The following is a 16,740-nucleotide window of genomic DNA, read 5'->3' on the forward strand; positions in this document are numbered from 1 at the left end:
TTTTACTATCACATTAAAAATCAATTCATGTTCAAACTTAACCTGCAATATATTACGCGCATTGCCGTTAGTTGTGCGCACGTGTTAACTGGGTATGTATAAAAGCTTTGGAAAACTTAACTCGGATCTGTATGATCGGTTACCCAGAATGTGCATCACGAATGTTTTGTTGTGTTAAAAAGCACCGTTGTTATTTGCAAATACTAAATATTTGCGCTGCTGATTATCCCACTATTATAACCGTGTTAGCAACTAAATTATTTTACTTAAATCAGTGATTAGGCAATGTCAGAAAAAACCGGCTTACAAGTAACTTTTGTCACTATCAACGAAGACCACTTAGGTCAGCGTATTGATAACTTTCTTATTACCCATTTAAAAGGGGTGCCTAAAAGCGCAGTTTACAAAATTCTTCGTAAAGGTGAGGTGCGTGTAAATAAAAAACGCATTAAGCCTGTTTATAAATTGCAGCTAGACGACGTTATTCGTATACCGCCAATTAGAGTGTCAGAGCGTGAAGAGTTTGTACCGTCAAAACTCGATAAAGTAACACGCCTCGAAGACGATATATTATTTGAAGATAAATACCTAATTGTTATTAATAAGCCCTCAGGCATGGCTGTGCATGGCGGTAGTGGCTTAAGCTACGGGCTTATTGAAGCATTACGTGTTTTACGCCCAGAAGAGCGCAGCCTTGAGCTAGTACATCGGTTAGACCGCGATACTTCAGGTTGTTTACTTATTGCTAAGCGTCGCTCAGTGCTGACCGCTTTGCATGAGCAATTACGCGAAAAAACCATGGAAAAAAATTACTGGGCATTGGTAGAAGGCCAATGGGACTCTAAAACTAAAAATGTAACGGAAGGTTTGCGTAAAAATACCCTTAAATCGGGTGAGCGCGTAGTACGTGTTGATAACACGGAAGGCAAACCGTCGCATACCCGTTTTAAAGTGCTTGAGCGTTATAACGATTGTTCATTAGTACAAGCATCCCCTGTAACTGGTCGTACTCACCAAATTCGTGTGCACACTCAGTGCCAAGGTCATGCCATTGCCTGTGATGACAAATACGGCGACCAAGGATTTGACGAGTCAATGCGTAAACGTGGTTTAAACCGCTTATTTTTACACGCCCATGATTTAAGCTTCTATCATCCGAAAAACGAAACCACTATGCGAGTAGAAGCACCGCTTGATAAAGCACTATCAAGCTGTTTAGTTAAACTTAGAGCAGCAAAAGCGTGAATGTAACGCCGATTAAAAAATATAAACTGGTGATTTTTGATTGGGATGGCACCATTATGGATTCAATTAGCAAAATCGTTAATTGCATTCGCAAAAGTGCCCAATCGCTTAATATTGAGCCGCCAAGTGATACCGCCAGTAAAAATATTATTGGTTTATCGCTTGAAAACGCAATCGCAACCTTGTTTCCTGACCACCGAGAGCATCACGAAGCGCTTATTGCAGGATATAAACAGCAATATGCACTTGATACCACCCCAACACCGGTGTTTGATCATGTTGCACAGGTACTTACTGCGTTAAAAAGCCAAGGTGTAATTTTGGCCGTGGCTACAGGAAAAAGCCGAGTAGGGTTAGATCGTTTATTAGGTGAAAGTGAACTGAGTCACTTTTTTAGTGCTACGCGAACCAGTGACGACGCTAAATCAAAGCCTGCTCCCGATATGCTTTATCAATTGCTTGAAGAGCTAGGGGTAAGTGTTGATGAAGCGCTAATGATAGGCGACACGCAAATAGATATGGCAATGGCAAAAGCCGCTGGCATGGATAGAATAGGGGTAACCATGGGCGTGCACAACGCTGCGCAATTAAACGAATTAACCCCGATTGCAACCGTTGACAACTATCAGCAGTTGCAAAATATATTACTCGGTTAATCAGTTAATTTGCGCTAGGCATTTGCGCTGCTAATACATCAACACCAAACTCAGCCAATAATTGGCTGAGTTTAATCAGTGGTAAACCAATTAAGCTGTTTGGATCATCACCACTGAGTCTTTCAAATAAACAAATACCCAAGCCTTCACTTTTAAAACTTCCTGCACAGTTATAAGGTTGCTCTGCATCGCAATAAGCACTTATTTGCGCCGTTGTTAACGTTTTAAAGGTTACATTGAATGGCTCAACAATGGTTTTGCATTGCTTAGTATGAATATCGAACACACACAAGCCCGTTAAAAAAGTGACTGTTTGCCCGCTAAATAAGCTCAATTGCTTGATAGCGTTTTCTTTATTGTGCGGCTTACCTAATATTTGACCATCAAATACAGCAACCTGATCGGAGCCAATTGCGAGGCCTTGGTCAAAATGATCGACGGCTGCAGCGGCTTTTAATTCGCTGAGGCGCTTAACAAGCATGGTTGGTGTTTCGTTTTTATGCGGCGTTTCGTCAACATCGGGCGAAAACGTTTCAAACGGCAGATTAAATTTTTGTAATAAAGACTGCCTAAATGGCGAGCTTGAGGCTAATATAAGGGAGTGCTTCATGGCATGTTTTCCTAGCGTAAATCAGATTGAGTTAGGATAAATCAGATCCGTGAGTAAAACACGTGAAAAACAACGTAAAATTGGTTTTTTACTTTGACTAACTTACTAACTATCTATATGATGCAGCCCCTATGCAAAAGGTGAAAATTCCCATCACCCTTCATCCGGGCAAAGCAGCTCAGCATCGTTTAAAGTATGACGGCGTTGTACCGCTTGAGAAACTTCCTCGTTTACGAGGGGTTATCCAGGAAGAAGTAGGTGAAATAGCGGTAAAAATTCATTGCAAAAACGATGAGCAAGGTTTAGTTGTGATTAGTGGCAATTTGTCCACACACGTAACTGTCACTTGTCAACGTTGTAATGGTGATTTAGGGTTGGATTTGGATCAAGACTTTGTGTATTCGCCAGTCGGTTTGGATGCAGAGTCAGATGATCTTCCAGAAAGCTACGACGAAGTAGCACTTGATGAAAATGGTGAAATAGACGTATTTGAGTTAATCGAAGACGAACTTATTTTAGCAGTGCCATTAGTGCCTACCCACAACGAAGCTTCATGCAGTTATACAGCAGAGCCTGCCAGCTTTGGTGTTTTAAAGGCGGAAGATGATAAACCAAATCCATTTGATATTTTGAAACAACTTAAGAAAGATTCTTAGGAGAAGACTATGGCTGTACAAAAAAGCAAAAAGTCTCGTGCAAGACGCGGCATGCGCCGTTCACACGATGCGATCAGTGGTCCAACTTTAACTGTAGACCAAACATCTGGTGAGACTCATCGTCGTCACCATGTGACTGCAGATGGTTACTACAAAGGCGTTCAAGTAATTTCTAACTAAGAGATTGCTTATATGCTGACTAATCTAACCATAGCGTTAGATATGATGGGGGGCGATTATGGCCCCCGTTCATCTATCCCCGCAGCCGTTCGTGCGGTAAATGCTAATGCCAACTTAAAACTCATTTTATGTGGCAACGAGCAAGTAATAGCTAAACAACTAGAATCACTCGATTCACTTTCTCATCCCAGATTAATTATTCGCCATTGTAACGATGTTGTTACCAATGCCTGCGAACCCGCTGTTGCTGTTCGCTCAAAAAAAGATTCTTCCATGCGAGTTGCCCTTGATTTAGTTAAATCGGGTGAAGCGCAAGCCTGTGTTAGCTCTGGCAATACGGGGGCGCTATTTTTTATGGCGCATTACGTATTAAAAATGCTTCCAGGGGTGAAACGTCCCGCACTTATCTCTGCTGTACCTACTGAACGTAAAAATCCCGTTTACTTACTCGACTTAGGCGCTAATGTGCATTGTGATGCGCAAATGCTGTATCAGTTTGGCATTATGGGCTCTGTGGTTGCAGGTCAAGCACTTGGCTGTGATAACCCTAAAGTGAGTTTATTAAATATTGGTGCTGAAGATATAAAAGGTCATGAAGAAATTAAGCAAGCCGCACAATTAATGCAACAAAGCGAGCTGATTAATTATATTGGTTACAGTGAAGGCAGTGATATTTTTTCTGGCAAGGCTGATGTTATTGTTTGTGAAGGTTTTGTTGGCAATGTTGCACTTAAAACCTGCGAAGGCATTGCTAAACTTATCATGAAAAAGTTTACTCGCGCTCTCGAAAAGCACGTCGTTTACAAGTGTATGGCGTTTATGTTGGCGCCAATCATAAAAAAACTCTATAAAAGAGTGAACCCCGACCAGTATAACGGCGCTTCTCTGGTAGGATTGCGCGGTATTGTTGTTAAAAGTCATGGAAATGCCTCAGCTAAAGCATTTCATGCTGCAATCGACGAAGCAGTGAAAGAAGTAGAACGTCAACTTCCAGATAAAATAGCTGCTATTTTCGAAAAAACACATTCTAAAGACACGGCGGTTGAATAACAGTTAACGTGCCGTGTTACACATTATTTATTTTGTTTAATTATAAGAGCAAATTATGGCACAAAAAATTGCACTTCTTTTTCCAGGTCAAGGCTCGCAAACTGTGGGTATGTTACAAGAGCTACTAGCGAGTTCTGACATAGTAAAAGCTACATTTGCAGAAGCTTCAAGCGCACTTGGTTACGACCTAGCAGACCTTGTACTTAACGGTCCAGAAGAAAAACTAAATCAAACACACCGTACTCAGCCTGCACTATTAACTGCAAGCGTTGCTATTTATCGTCATTGGTTAGCTGCAAATCCAGATGCAGACGTCGTTATGGCAGGTCACAGCCTGGGTGAGTACTCAGCTTTAGTATGTAGCGATGTGATCAGTTTAAGCGAAGCCGTAAAATTGGTTGAAAACCGCGGTTTATACATGCAAGAGGCCGTACCTGCTGGTGTAGGTTCTATGGCCGCAATTATTGGTTTAGGCGACGATGAAATTAAAGCCGCTTGTGCAGCAGCGGCACAAGGTGAAGTGGTTTCTCCAGTAAACTATAACTCGCCTGGTCAGGTTGTTATTGCCGGTCACAAAGATGCTGTTGATCGAGCCTCTGTTGCTTGTAAAGAAGCCGGAGCAAAACGTGCACTGCCATTATCGGTAAGTGTACCGTCACATTGTGAACTAATGAAACCAGCTGCTGAGAAATTAGCCGCCGATTTAGCCGCTTTAACATTTAATACACCTAAGTGTGATGTAATCAATAATGTTGATGTAAAAGCAGAAGGTTCAGCTGATGCAATTAAAGAGGCATTAGTACGCCAGTTATATAGCCCAGTACGTTGGACCGAAACAGTACAAGCACTGGTTGCACAAGGTGTAACGCAAAGTTATGAATTTGGTCCTGGTAAAGTACTAACCGGGCTTGCAAAACGTATTGATAAAGCGATGGTGTGTGGTTCAGTTAACGACCTTGCATCAATCGATTCAGCTAAATAAGAGTATATAAAATGAGTAATTTATTTTCTTTAGAGGGCAAAGTTGTCCTGATCACTGGCGCTAGCCGTGGTATTGGTAAAGCTATTGCAAACACATTAGTAGCGCAAGGCGCAAAAGTAGCGGGCACGGCAACAAGCGAGTCGGGTGCGGCTAATATTAGTGAGTACTTAGGTGATAACGGTAAGGGTTATGCGTTAAACGTAACTGATCCTGCATCAATTGAGGCGACATTAGCGGCAATTAAAGCCGATTTAGGTGATATTGATGTATTAGTGAATAATGCCGGTATTACGCGCGATAATTTATTAATGCGCATGAAAGAAAATGAGTGGGACGATATTATCGATACCAACTTAAGTTCTATCTTCCGTTTATCTAAGGCTGTACTTCGCCCAATGATGAAGAAAAAGAACGGTCGTATCATCAATATCGGCTCAGTAGTGGGAACTATGGGTAATGCGGGTCAAGCCAACTATGCAGCCGCTAAAGCGGGTGTTATCGGCTTTTCTAAATCACTAGCGCGTGAGGTAGCCTCTCGTGGAATTACTGTAAATGTGGTTGCACCTGGTTTTATTCAAACGGACATGACCGATGATTTGACAGATGAGCAAAAAGCAGCAACGCTTGCAAACGTACCTGCGGGTCGTTTAGGTCAGCCAGATGAGATTGCAGCTGCAGTATGTTATTTAGCATCTGACGCCGCTGCGTATGTATCAGGTGAAACTTTGCATGTAAATGGTGCGATGTATATGGTTTAAGTTCGCAATGCGAATTAAATAAACTAGAAATTGTATGCGGGTTTGCTAAAAAATATTGAATTTTTCGCAAACTTGCTTTAAACATACTTGAAATCGCTGTGAAAATAAGCGATAAAAGATAAAATAAACACTCAAGAGGTTTGACCAGCAAATTATTTATGGTCAAAAGATTGAATCAGAGAATTATCGGACGTAAACTACGCCGCAATCTGAAAATAACGCATTGGCGTTTTTAATAAAGGAAAGAAGAATGAGCGATATCCAAGAACGCGTAAAGAAAATTATCATCGAACAGCTAGGTGTTAAAGAAGAAGAAGTTAAAAACGAAGCTTCATTCGTTGATGACCTAGGTGCAGACTCTCTTGATACTGTTGAATTAGTAATGGCTCTTGAAGAAGAGTTCGATACTGAGATCCCAGATGAAGAAGCTGAAAAGATCACTACAGTACAATCTGCAATCGATTACGTTACAGCTCACGCTGAGTAATTAATCGCAAGTTAAGGGCAGCATTCGCTGCCTTTAATCTTTATATCCAAACCACCTCAAAGTCCATGATTCAATTCCAAACCCTCACTCATAATCAGCAATTAAATTGTTATTGCTCAGCGTTGGTTATTGGTTTGAGACTCGCACTTTGAGGTAGCTTGGGTATGATCATCCCCAATACTAATAACATAACTAGCAACAGCGTTAGCGCTGAAATAAACTGAGCTAAGTTAATTGGTATAATAATAATTCCTTATTGGAGGCAAACCGTGGCTAAACGTCGTGTCGTCGTAACTGGCTTAGGAATGTTGACGCCGCTAGGCAATGATGTTCAATCAACCTGGCAAGGCTTATTAGATGCTAAAAGTGGTATTCAAAATATTACCCACTTTGATACATCAAAATTTGGTACTCACTTCGCTGGTTTAATCAATGATTTTGATGCATCGGCTTACATGTCACCAAAAGATGCTAAAAAAATGGATTTATTTATCCAGTATGGCATTGCAGCGGGTGTTCAAGCTTTTCAAGATTCTGGCCTCGAAGTCACTGAACAAAACGCAACACGCATAGGTGTAGCGGTGGGTTCAGGCATTGGTGGCTTAACCCTCATTGAAGAAAACCACATAAAATTATTAAACAGCGGCCCACGTAAGTTATCGCCGTTTTATGTACCGTCTACCATTATTAATATGATCTCGGGTCATTTATCTATAATGCACGGCTTACGTGGTCCTAATATTTCAATTGTAACGGCATGTACTACAGGCCTGCACAACATTGGCCATGCCGCTCGTATGATTGCCTACGGCGATGCCGATGCAATGGTTGCCGGTGGCGCAGAAAAAGCCTGTACACCAATTGGAATGGGTGGCTTTAACGCCGCTCGTGCGCTTTCAACGCGTAATGACGATCCACAAGCAGCGTCTCGCCCGTGGGATAAAGACCGTGATGGTTTTGTACTTTCTGATGGTGCCGGTGTGGTTGTTGTTGAAGAATACGAACACGCGAAAGCACGTGGCGCTAAAATTTATGCAGAGCTTGTTGGTTTTGGCATGAGTGGTGATGCGTATCACATGACCTCACCACCAGAAGATGGCGCAGGTGCAGCTCTGGCAATGGAAAACGCATTAAACGATGCGCAAGTAAATGCAGAGCAAGTTGGCTACATCAACGCACATGGTACGTCTACTCATGCGGGTGACAAAGCAGAAACGTCAGCGGTTAAAACTATTTTTGGTGATTCAGCTAAAGACGTAATGGTAAGTTCATCAAAATCTATGATGGGTCACTTACTTGGAGCTGCAGGTTCTGTTGAGTCGATAGTGTCTATTTTATCGTTGACCGAGCAAAAAGTGACGCCAACAATTAACTTAGATAACCCAGACGAAGGCTGTGATTTAGATTACGTACCGCATACAGCACGTGATGCTAAACTTGATTACGCTTTGTGTAACTCATTTGGGTTTGGTGGTACTAATGGCTCGTTACTGTTTAAAAAGGTATAATCTTTTTTAACAACGAACGACAATAAGAACCCAGTTGTTTAACTGGGTTTTTTTATGTGTAAAAAAATATGCAAACAATAATAACAGCAAGTGAAACCAGTAATATAAGCACCCGTGATAGGGGTTTAAATTATGGCGATGGTTTTTTTACCACTGCAATGGTTACTGATGGACAAGTTGAGCATTGGGCTTATCATAAAGCACGTTTAATTGAATGTGCGCAGCGTTTGGGCTTTCCTGCACTTGAGTTTAATGCACTAGAGTCGCACATTACTCAGCTAATAGCATCACATCCTCAAGCGGTCCTTAAAGTCGTGGTAACACGAGGCGAGGGCGGGCGAGGCTATGCGCCACCAAGTGAATGTAATTTAAATATTATTGTGAGTGTTTTACCTTATCCAAAACATTACAACAGCTTACCAGATACGGGCATTAGTTTAGCTATTAGCCCGATTAAGCTGGCCGTTCAACCTCATTTAGCTGGGCTTAAAACTTTAAATAGGCTTGAACAAGTATTGATCAAAAATGCCCTGCAAGCTCAGCATAGCGATGATGCGTTAGTCCTTGATTACAACAACAATGTAATTGAAACCTCAGCGGCTAATATTTTTGCAATAAAAAATAATAAAGTATTTAGCCCAAGGCTAGATGAATGCGGCATTAAAGGTGTTTTTCTGCAATCTTTATGTGATAAATTAACCGTTGAATTTAAAACTGTCAGCGTTGATGACCTTACCCAAGCAGACGCCGTATTTTTATGTAACAGCTTAATGAAAATTGTGCCCGTAAAAAGTATAGGCGAGCACTGTTTTGATATTGTGCACAGCCAATCATTACTAAACGAGTTACTAGCCAAGGAGGCTTAGTGTTAAAAGTTATATTATCAGTATTACTACTGGCTTTTTTTAGCTCTGTGATTGGCTACCAGCAATTACAAGCAACCATTCAAACGCCACTAAAGGTAGCTACTAATACCCAATTTAAAGTTGAAAAAGGCACCGGTTTTAATAAGTTATGTCGCCAATGGCAACAGCAGCAGTGGCTTGAAGATTGCTGGCGGTTTCAAATATTAGCTAAACTCGATCCAACTTTGACTGACCTAAAAGCAGGTTTGTACGAGCTAAGCGCAGATAGCGTAATAAACAACATAAAAAAAATAAACCAGGGTGAGCAAATTAGTTTTAGCTTTACCATTATTGAAGGTCAAGCACTTAGAGATGTATTAAATACGGTAAAAATTGCTCCACATTTACAAAACGATTTAAAACTCGAACAGCTTGGCGAGCAAATAATCGGCAAGCAAACTCACCTTGAAGGGTGGTTGTTTCCCGATACCTATCATTATCATAGTAACGACAGCGCGAGTAGTTTATTAAAGCGTGCAGCGCAAAAAATGCAGCAAACATTGGCAGATGCATGGCAGCAACGGGCAAGTGATTTACCTTACAATACCGCCTATGAGGCCCTGATAATGGCTTCTATTATCGAAAAAGAAACCGCGCTTGCCAGTGAGCGCCCGTTAATTGCTTCGGCGTTTATTAATCGCTTAAATACCAATATGCGCTTACAAACCGATCCAACCGTAATATATGGACTAGGCGAAGATTTTGACGGCGATATCAAACGTAAAGACCTAAGGAATTACACGCCGTATAATACCTATCGTATTAACGGATTACCGCCCACACCCATTGCCATGCCCTCTAAAGAAGCCATTTTAGCGGCGGTAAACCCGCCCAAAAGCGAGTATGTTTACTTTGTAGCAAAAGGCGATGGTAGCCATCAGTTTTCAACCACATTAAAACAACATAATGCGGCGGTTAACCAGTATATTTTAAATAAAAAGAATTAGTGTTTATGAAACCAAAATTTATAGTTATAGAAGGCCTAGAGGGCGCGGGTAAATCTACCGCCATTGCCCTGTGCCAAGACTTTTTAAATCATCACCATGTTGATTTTATCAATGTGCGCGAACCCGGTGGAACACCACTGGCTGAATCGTTACGTACTTTAGTAAAAGCAGAACACCAAGAAGAAATAGCTTTTGAAACTGAGCTGCTAATTATGTATGCCGCGCGTTCACAACTAATGCATAATGTGATCAACCCAGCGCTTGAACAAGGCCAGTGGGTATTGGCTGATCGTCACGATTTATCGTCACAGGCGTATCAAGGTGGCGGGCGAGGAATTAGTGCAAACACGTTAGCGTCGTTATCGTCTATGGTGTTAAAAGGTTTAAAACCCGATTTAACTATTTACTTAGATATAGACCCTGTTATAGGCCTTGAACGTGCAAAAGGCCGTGGTGAGCTAGATAGAATTGAGCAAGAAGCCATTGAGTTTTTTCAGCGCACCCGTATGCGTTACATTGAGCTTGCAAATGATGACGACAGCATAAAAACAGTTGATGCCAACCAAAGTATTGATAAAGTTCACCGTGATATTACCAATGTACTACGCACGTTTTTTTCAGGGTTAAAATAATATGGCATTGCCGTGGCTTAATGAGGTAGAGCAACGCTTAACTCAAAGCTATAAAGCCCAACGTTTTCATCATGCGCAACTGTTTTGTGGGCCCATTGGCGTTGGCAAATTTGAACTAAGTGAGCAACTCGCAAACAGTTTGCTATGCCAAAATACGCAAGTACAGTTAAGTAGCCCCACTAGCGTACTAAGCCCTTGTGGGCACTGTAAAAGTTGTTCATTAAACTTAGCGGGTACACACCCAGACAAACGCATTACCCAAGTAGAAGGGCAAAGCATAGGTGTTGATGATATTCGCGGCATAAGCGATTTTATGCACCAGTCCGCGGCTCAAAATGGCAATAAAGTAGCGATTATTCAAAACTGCGAAAAAATGACCACCGCAGCCGCTAATGCGTTATTAAAAACCCTTGAAGAGCCAAGTAATAGCCGGTTTTTAATTTTGACTACCAGCCAAGTGGCGCAGTTACCAGCGACTATTTTAAGCCGTTGTGCTAAAACCGAAGTTAAAGTAACTAATAATCAATTAGCTCAACAATGGCTTAGCTCTCTAGATGTGTCTAATTATCCGTGGTTGTCGTTATTTTATAGCCAACCACTACAAGTAAAGCAGTGGCAACAGCAAAATCAGCTAGAAAATATTGATACGCTTTATAAATTTGCAACTGAGTTTAAACAAAGCCATAATTTCAATGCGTTAGTCGATATAATAAATAAACAGCCTGAGCTTGTTCGTATTTTTATTTTATTTTTAAGTGAGCAGCTCAAACAACAGCTTTTAAATGGTATGAGTTTTGACTCTTACCAAGTAGTTCAGCAAGCGCTGAATGATTTTTTACAGAATAATATACAAATACTTGGGCTAAATTTACCGCTTGCGGTATCACGACTAGCGTACATATTACGTAACCAATAAAAAGGACTAGATATGCAAGAGCTATTAGTAGATATAGACGACCTTGACGAACTATATCGCTGTTACATGCCTTTTTTAAAAAAAGGTGGCTTATTTGTACGCACTAATATGCGTTATGAACCAGGATATTCACTTGCCTTACGCGTTACCTTGCCAGATGCGCTAGAAGATGACGTGGTTACCGGAAAGGTTACGTGGGTCACTCCACAAGGCGCTCAGAGCTCAAATCCACCGGGGATCGGCATTAGCTTTTTAGATGACAAAACCAATCTAAACGCGAAGATCGAAAAACTGCTGGGGACTATGTTAAACTCCGGCAATCCAACTTATACCATGTAGTAAAAACAGGCCTTATTTTGATTGTAGATTCTCATTGCCATTTAGACCGTCTTGATTTTGATAAACTCGATTTAAACCTAGACCAAGTACTTGATAACGCTCGCGCTAAAAAAGTAGAACATTTTTTATGTGTAAGCGTCACACTTGATCAGTTCCCCAATATGCTAGAGCAAATAAAACATTACAACGACGTGTCTGCGTCATGTGGTGTGCACCCGCTTGATCAAAAAGACGCGCTTAATAAACAGCAATTAATTGATTTAGCCTCACACGACAAAGTAGTGGCCATTGGCGAAACTGGGCTCGATTATTACTACGCAAAAGACACACATGCAGTGCAACAAGCGAGTTTTGTTGGCCATATTGAGGTAGCTAATGAATTACAAAAGCCACTTATTATTCATACCCGTGATGCCCGTGCCGATACCATTAATTTAATGCGTGAGCACAAAGCAGAAAATTGCGGTGGAGTATTGCACTGTTTCACTGAAGATTGGGATATGGCCAAAAAAGCCATTGATATGGGTTTTTATATTTCTATTTCAGGCATTGTGACTTTTAAAAATGCGGTAGAGCTTAAAGAAGTAGTAAAACAAATTCCACTCGATCGACTGCTTATTGAAACCGACTCGCCTTACTTAGCGCCAGTACCATATCGTGGTAAAACTAATCAGCCAGCGTATGTTGAAGACGTTGCATATTACATTAGTGAGCTTAAAGGCATTAGCTTTAACGAGTTGGCAAAAGCCACCACTGATAACTTTTACTCTTTATTTAAATTAGCAGCTAAAGGCTAACCTCATGACGACTCTCTCGGTGCAACACCCACTGTTACTTATGGGGCCCATGGTGCGCCGAGCAGAAAAAACCGCAGTATGTATTCAGTTTGCTACTTCAAAGCCAGTAAATTGCCGTATAGAGTTAATTGACTACGAGTGCTATAGCGAACAAGACACCATAAGGCTAGGGGAGCATTTATTCTTACAGTTTGTGGTAATTAAACCTATAAACAGCAAATTCCCGCGCGATACCTTATTATCATACCAACTATTTTTTGATGACAGCCCTGTTGATTTATCAGCATTTAGCTTTAACAGTCAGCCATTACCTGAATTTGTGATCCCCAAAAAACTAACGCAAATATTACATGGTTCGTGCCGCAATGCGCATCATCCTGCAAAAGACAGCCTAGTAAGCTCAAGCCATTGGCAAGCCGTTCAGCGAAGTAATGAACAGCAGGGTGCACAGTTATTATTGCTTTCGGGCGATCAAATTTATGCCGACGATGTAGCTGGCCCCATGTTATTAGCGATACATCAGCTAATTAAGCACTTAGGTATTTATAAAGAGCAGCCACTTGATTTAGATTTACCCGCTGACATTGCAGAGCAACTGTATGGTCGCCATTACTTGCTGCCAACTACCTCATGGAAAAACCGTTCAAAACTAGGTATTGGCTATTGGTTAAAAAAGGACGAACCGCATTTTTCCAGTGTTAAAGCGTATAACCACCTGATTCATTTTGAAGAATTCATAGCGCTGTATTTACTCAATTTTAGTAGCCAAGCATGGCAATACATTAACCTAAATAACTTAAGTTACTCAGGTGGTAACGAAAAAAATCAAACGCTATTTAATGCAGAAAAAGCCGCATTAATTAACTATGCACAAGGTTTAGCAGGGGTAGAGCGATTGTTTGCCAATGTATCTACCTTAATGATGTTTGATGACCATGATGTAACCGATGATTGGAATCTCACCGCAGGGTGGGAGCAAGCCATTAATCAAAACCCCAGTAGCAAGCGTATTGTAAATAATGGCTTAGCGAGCTATTGGTTGTTTCAGGGTATGGGCAACGACGCACTACAAAAAACCGGATCGTTACTGAGCCCTTTTAACGACTGTTTAGCCGGCTATATGCAATGGCAATTTAAAGCGTTTGATAAGCACCTTAACGATTTTAACCATTGGCATTACGAGTTAATGACCATTCCTAAAGTGGTGGTGCTCGATACCCGTACGCATCGTTGGCGTAACGAGCAAAACTTTAACGAACCTTCAGGTTTACTTGATTGGGAACGTCTCACAGAGCTAGAAGAAAGCCTATTAAGCCATGACCAAGTCATTATTGTATCGCCTGCTCCCGTGTTTGGGGTTAAATCGATAGAGGCAATTCAAGCGGTGTTTAATATGTGTGGGCAACCACTGATGGTTGATGTAGAAAACTGGATGGCCCACGAAGGCTCAGCCAAAAAGTTACTCAACACCTTTAGGCGCACCGACACCCCAAACGAAACGCTGATTTTATCGGGCGATGTACACTATTCGTTTTGTTTTTCAGTGCAAAAGCGTTTTGGCGATCATCCCAACAGAATTTGGCAACTGACAGCCAGTGGCATTAAAAATGAGTTTCCGCGCAAGCTAATAAATATACTCGACAAGCTCGACTCTATTTTATACGGCCCCAAAAGCCCACTTAACTTTTTTACCAAACGCTGGCATATGGAAGTAGACAAACACCAAACTAAAGGCAAAGGGCAAAAGTACTTAGTAAGCGATTCTGCCATTAGTTTGGTTACGCTTGAAGCGGGTAATTTAGCCAGGTATCAGCTAATCCACGGCGACGGCCACACCACCGAATTTGATTTAGAAGAGAAGTAAATTAGAACTTGTAGCAGCGACTTTATGTCGCGTCATTTTTTAATGTCGTTAGCGATGGGCGACGGGCGATGAGCGACGAGTTTCGAGTTACGGGGTAAATATCCAAAAGCGCAGCGTCTCTTAACTCTCTTTGTTAATAATTTCTTTGCGCGGCATAAAGCCCCGCCTACAATAAACCGCTATGTTACCCTTATTCGTAGGCGGGAGTTTACCTCGCGCATGTTTAAAGTATGAGGGTATTAGGCCCGTAACCCGCTCCCCGCAGCCCGTTAACTTTCATTTCGCCGTTTTTTAATCCGTTTTGGTGCCGGTAACTTATTGGTTAATATAGCTAAACATAACACCACTATAAACAACATTGAGTTTGCGCCGGCTTGCAAGGAGTAATCAACCGACGAATGTAGCATCATGGCTACAATGGCCGTAGCACAACCAAACGCCACCCCCTGATAAAGCGCCGTCTTACGCGTTCGCATAGTATTAATACATAACCACAAACAATAAAGCACTAGCAGTCCTAATAACGCTGTGGCAGGAATACCTAGCTCAACTGCAAATTGTACATAATCGTTATGCGCATTGTCGTAATAACCAGAGTAGGGCTCAGATTGATACGCAGGAAACGCAGTATAAAAAGTACCGCCACCAGAGCCCAATAATGGGTTATCTAAAATCAGTGGAATTGAGTCACGTACAACTTCATCTCGTGTTTCTGATTGCAAGCTGGTTTCGCTAATACGTTGTTTTACTTTTTCTACATCGAAAATAGCACCAATAATGATTAAATCGATAATGAAAAAGCTCACAATCAGCAATTTAAAGGCTTTAGGCTTTTGCTTATAAACAAAAAGCGCCAATAAGCTCACTACAATTAAGGCTATAAAAAAGGCCGAATTACCCATGCGGCTACGAGTTAAAATAAGCGCCACAATAATAATAATTAATGAAATACGTAAAATTATTTTAGAGCTTAATATAATCTCAGCCCAAGCACGTAAGGTTTGTTTTAAAGTAGGCTTGTAGCCGTTGTTAGTGCGTTTTAGTTCGCTAATTAAAACACCAATGCCTAAACATAGGCACAATGCTAAATAGTTAGCTAAAAAGTTAGAATAGGTAAAGGTACCAATTGCACGATCTGTATGTTTGTAACCAAATAAAGGACTGACAATATCGGGAGATAAGTTTAAATAACTAGCGTACAACGCCTGAAATACACCGGCACAAATAACAGCATAAATTAACTTTTTAATTCGCTCTGCACTATTGCAGTAGTTAAATATTAACCAGCTCAGCATGAGTAAAAAACAGGTTTTTAATAACATTTGTTTGGTTTGAAATGCATCAACACTCACGCCAAAAAGCTGTATACCACAAACTAAAATAACTGCACTTAGAGTAAAAAATAGTGGCCAAGAATAGCGAGGCGGAAATAGCGCTTGGTTGTTATTTAACACACTGTGGGTAAGGTGAGTAATAAAGGTAAAGCTAGTTAAAATGCCAATAGCTAAAATTGCCCAAGGTCGGTAACTACCTAAAGGAAGAGGAAGTAGAAATAGGATCAAACAAATTAAAAAAAATATAAAACGATTCAAAATAAACTCAAACAAAGTAAAAACGCAGCCAATAGGCTGCGTTTAAATATACTTATGGTAAAAACTAGTTACCGACTTCAGATATACCGTTATCACCACCTGTACCACCAGAGCCTGGAGGTGTTGGTAATGTTGGTAAACTGCCTACTGGCGGAGCAGGTTGACCTACACCAGGGCCTGCAGCGGTCGCTTCAGAAGCGGTGGTTGCATCAACACCTGCAGTAATTGCAGCAAGTGTAATTGCATCAGAGTCTAAACCTGCAGCCGTAAGTGCAGCTAAAAAGTCAGAAATTAACGGGTTATCTGCACCAAATTGGGCAACAACAGCTGCAACCATCGCATCAATGTCTGCAGCGCTACACGCGGCATTTAGTAATTTCTCTTCTAATTCAACTTTTTCTTTGTTTTTACAAATACGTTTAATAGCTTCCACTAAGTCTTCGCGTAATTGCTCAGATGAAGTATCTGCGGTAACGTTATTAAGAATATCAATAATGTTATTTATGCTCACTTCTTGAACCACAGCATCGTTATCCGTTTGTGCATGGGTTGGAAGAGCAGTAAGAGCTGTTGCGCTAGCTACTAAGCCAGCTAAAAGTAATTTTTTCATTTCTCG

19 protein-coding genes are annotated in these 16,740 nt (G+C 41.1%); 16 read left to right on the forward strand and 3 right to left on the reverse strand.

Features of this window, described 5'->3' with window-relative positions; translation table 11 throughout:
- Positions 1-285: 285 nt before the first annotated feature.
- On the forward strand, positions 286-1,245 hold the full coding sequence (gene rluC, locus P3J6_RS10850) for a 23S rRNA pseudouridine(955/2504/2580) synthase RluC (RefSeq protein WP_054200702.1): 960 nt from the start codon (positions 286-288) through the stop codon (positions 1,243-1,245).
- Positions 1,242-1,901, forward strand: a complete 660-nt coding sequence (locus tag P3J6_RS10855; RefSeq protein ID WP_178955752.1) for an HAD-IA family hydrolase — start codon at positions 1,242-1,244, stop codon at positions 1,899-1,901. Before rluC ends, P3J6_RS10855 begins: the two co-directional genes overlap by 4 nt.
- Positions 1,902-1,905: 4 nt before the next feature.
- On the opposite strand, the gene P3J6_RS10860 is transcribed toward P3J6_RS10855, so the two are convergent.
- The gene (locus P3J6_RS10860) at positions 1,906-2,511 is read right to left on the reverse strand and encodes a Maf family protein (protein WP_178955753.1); all 606 of its coding nucleotides are present in this window, start codon (positions 2,509-2,511) and stop codon (positions 1,906-1,908) included.
- A gap of 131 nt (positions 2,512-2,642) precedes the next feature.
- Here P3J6_RS10860 and yceD point away from each other — a divergent pair, with 131 nt between their 5' ends.
- The 14 genes from yceD to P3J6_RS10930 all read left to right on the forward strand — a co-directional run bounded on the left by yceD (position 2,643) and on the right by P3J6_RS10930 (position 14,532).
- On the forward strand, positions 2,643-3,167 hold the full coding sequence (yceD, locus tag P3J6_RS10865; RefSeq protein WP_008109862.1) for a 23S rRNA accumulation protein YceD: 525 nt from the start codon (positions 2,643-2,645) through the stop codon (positions 3,165-3,167).
- Between the two features lie 9 nt (positions 3,168-3,176).
- The gene (rpmF, locus tag P3J6_RS10870; RefSeq protein WP_008109865.1) at positions 3,177-3,347 is read left to right on the forward strand and encodes a 50S ribosomal protein L32; all 171 of its coding nucleotides are present in this window, start codon (positions 3,177-3,179) and stop codon (positions 3,345-3,347) included.
- Between the two features lie 12 nt (positions 3,348-3,359).
- Positions 3,360-4,397, forward strand: coding sequence for a phosphate acyltransferase PlsX (gene plsX, locus P3J6_RS10875; protein WP_008467405.1), 1,038 nt, complete (start codon positions 3,360-3,362; stop codon positions 4,395-4,397).
- Positions 4,398-4,452: 55 nt separating this feature from the next.
- Positions 4,453-5,379 (forward strand): ACP S-malonyltransferase, encoded by a 927-nt coding sequence (gene fabD / locus P3J6_RS10880; RefSeq protein WP_178955755.1) that lies wholly within the window; start codon positions 4,453-4,455, stop codon positions 5,377-5,379.
- Between the two features lie 11 nt (positions 5,380-5,390).
- On the forward strand, positions 5,391-6,137 hold the full coding sequence (gene fabG / locus P3J6_RS10885) for a 3-oxoacyl-ACP reductase FabG (RefSeq protein ID WP_131690862.1): 747 nt from the start codon (positions 5,391-5,393) through the stop codon (positions 6,135-6,137).
- 250 nt (positions 6,138-6,387) lie between these two features.
- Positions 6,388-6,624, forward strand: a complete 237-nt coding sequence (gene acpP / locus P3J6_RS10890) for an acyl carrier protein (protein ID WP_008109873.1) — start codon at positions 6,388-6,390, stop codon at positions 6,622-6,624.
- Positions 6,625-6,893: 269 nt separating this feature from the next.
- Positions 6,894-8,132: a beta-ketoacyl-ACP synthase II gene (fabF, locus tag P3J6_RS10895; RefSeq protein WP_138562960.1), complete on the forward strand. Its 1,239-nt coding sequence runs from the start codon at positions 6,894-6,896 to the stop codon at positions 8,130-8,132.
- Between the two features lie 68 nt (positions 8,133-8,200).
- On the forward strand, positions 8,201-8,998 hold the full coding sequence (gene pabC / locus P3J6_RS10900) for an aminodeoxychorismate lyase (RefSeq protein WP_198523005.1): 798 nt from the start codon (positions 8,201-8,203) through the stop codon (positions 8,996-8,998).
- Complete coding sequence (gene mltG, locus P3J6_RS10905; protein WP_138571355.1) at positions 8,998-9,984, forward strand: endolytic transglycosylase MltG; 987 nt, start codon at positions 8,998-9,000, stop codon at positions 9,982-9,984. The genes pabC and mltG overlap by 1 nt, the downstream gene beginning before the upstream one ends.
- Before the next feature lie 5 nt (positions 9,985-9,989).
- Positions 9,990-10,616 (forward strand): dTMP kinase, encoded by a 627-nt coding sequence (tmk, locus tag P3J6_RS10910; protein ID WP_010389641.1) that lies wholly within the window; start codon positions 9,990-9,992, stop codon positions 10,614-10,616.
- 1 nt (position 10,617) lies between these two features.
- Positions 10,618-11,532, forward strand: coding sequence for a DNA polymerase III subunit (locus P3J6_RS10915; RefSeq protein ID WP_198523006.1), 915 nt, complete (start codon positions 10,618-10,620; stop codon positions 11,530-11,532).
- A 12-nt stretch (positions 11,533-11,544) separates the two neighbouring features.
- Positions 11,545-11,871 (forward strand): PilZ domain-containing protein, encoded by a 327-nt coding sequence (locus tag P3J6_RS10920; RefSeq protein WP_010389644.1) that lies wholly within the window; start codon positions 11,545-11,547, stop codon positions 11,869-11,871.
- A gap of 17 nt (positions 11,872-11,888) precedes the next feature.
- On the forward strand, positions 11,889-12,668 hold the full coding sequence (locus P3J6_RS10925; RefSeq protein ID WP_024601403.1) for a TatD family hydrolase: 780 nt from the start codon (positions 11,889-11,891) through the stop codon (positions 12,666-12,668).
- Positions 12,669-12,672: 4 nt separating this feature from the next.
- Complete coding sequence (locus tag P3J6_RS10930) at positions 12,673-14,532, forward strand: alkaline phosphatase D family protein (protein WP_198523007.1); 1,860 nt, start codon at positions 12,673-12,675, stop codon at positions 14,530-14,532.
- Between the two features lie 269 nt (positions 14,533-14,801).
- On the opposite strand, the gene P3J6_RS10935 is transcribed toward P3J6_RS10930, so the two are convergent.
- Together P3J6_RS10935 and P3J6_RS10940 are read right to left on the reverse strand one after the other, a co-directional pair.
- Entirely contained in the window at positions 14,802-16,124 is a 1,323-nt protein-coding gene (locus P3J6_RS10935; RefSeq protein ID WP_198523008.1) for an O-antigen ligase family protein, read from the reverse strand.
- 64 nt (positions 16,125-16,188) lie between these two features.
- Positions 16,189-16,734: a hypothetical protein gene (locus P3J6_RS10940; protein ID WP_138606963.1), complete on the reverse strand. Its 546-nt coding sequence runs from the start codon at positions 16,732-16,734 to the stop codon at positions 16,189-16,191.
- Positions 16,735-16,740 lie beyond the last annotated feature (6 nt).

The sequence above is a fragment of the Pseudoalteromonas sp. 3J6 genome, from assembly GCF_903995135.1.
Lineage (GTDB): Bacteria > Pseudomonadota > Gammaproteobacteria > Enterobacterales > Alteromonadaceae > Pseudoalteromonas.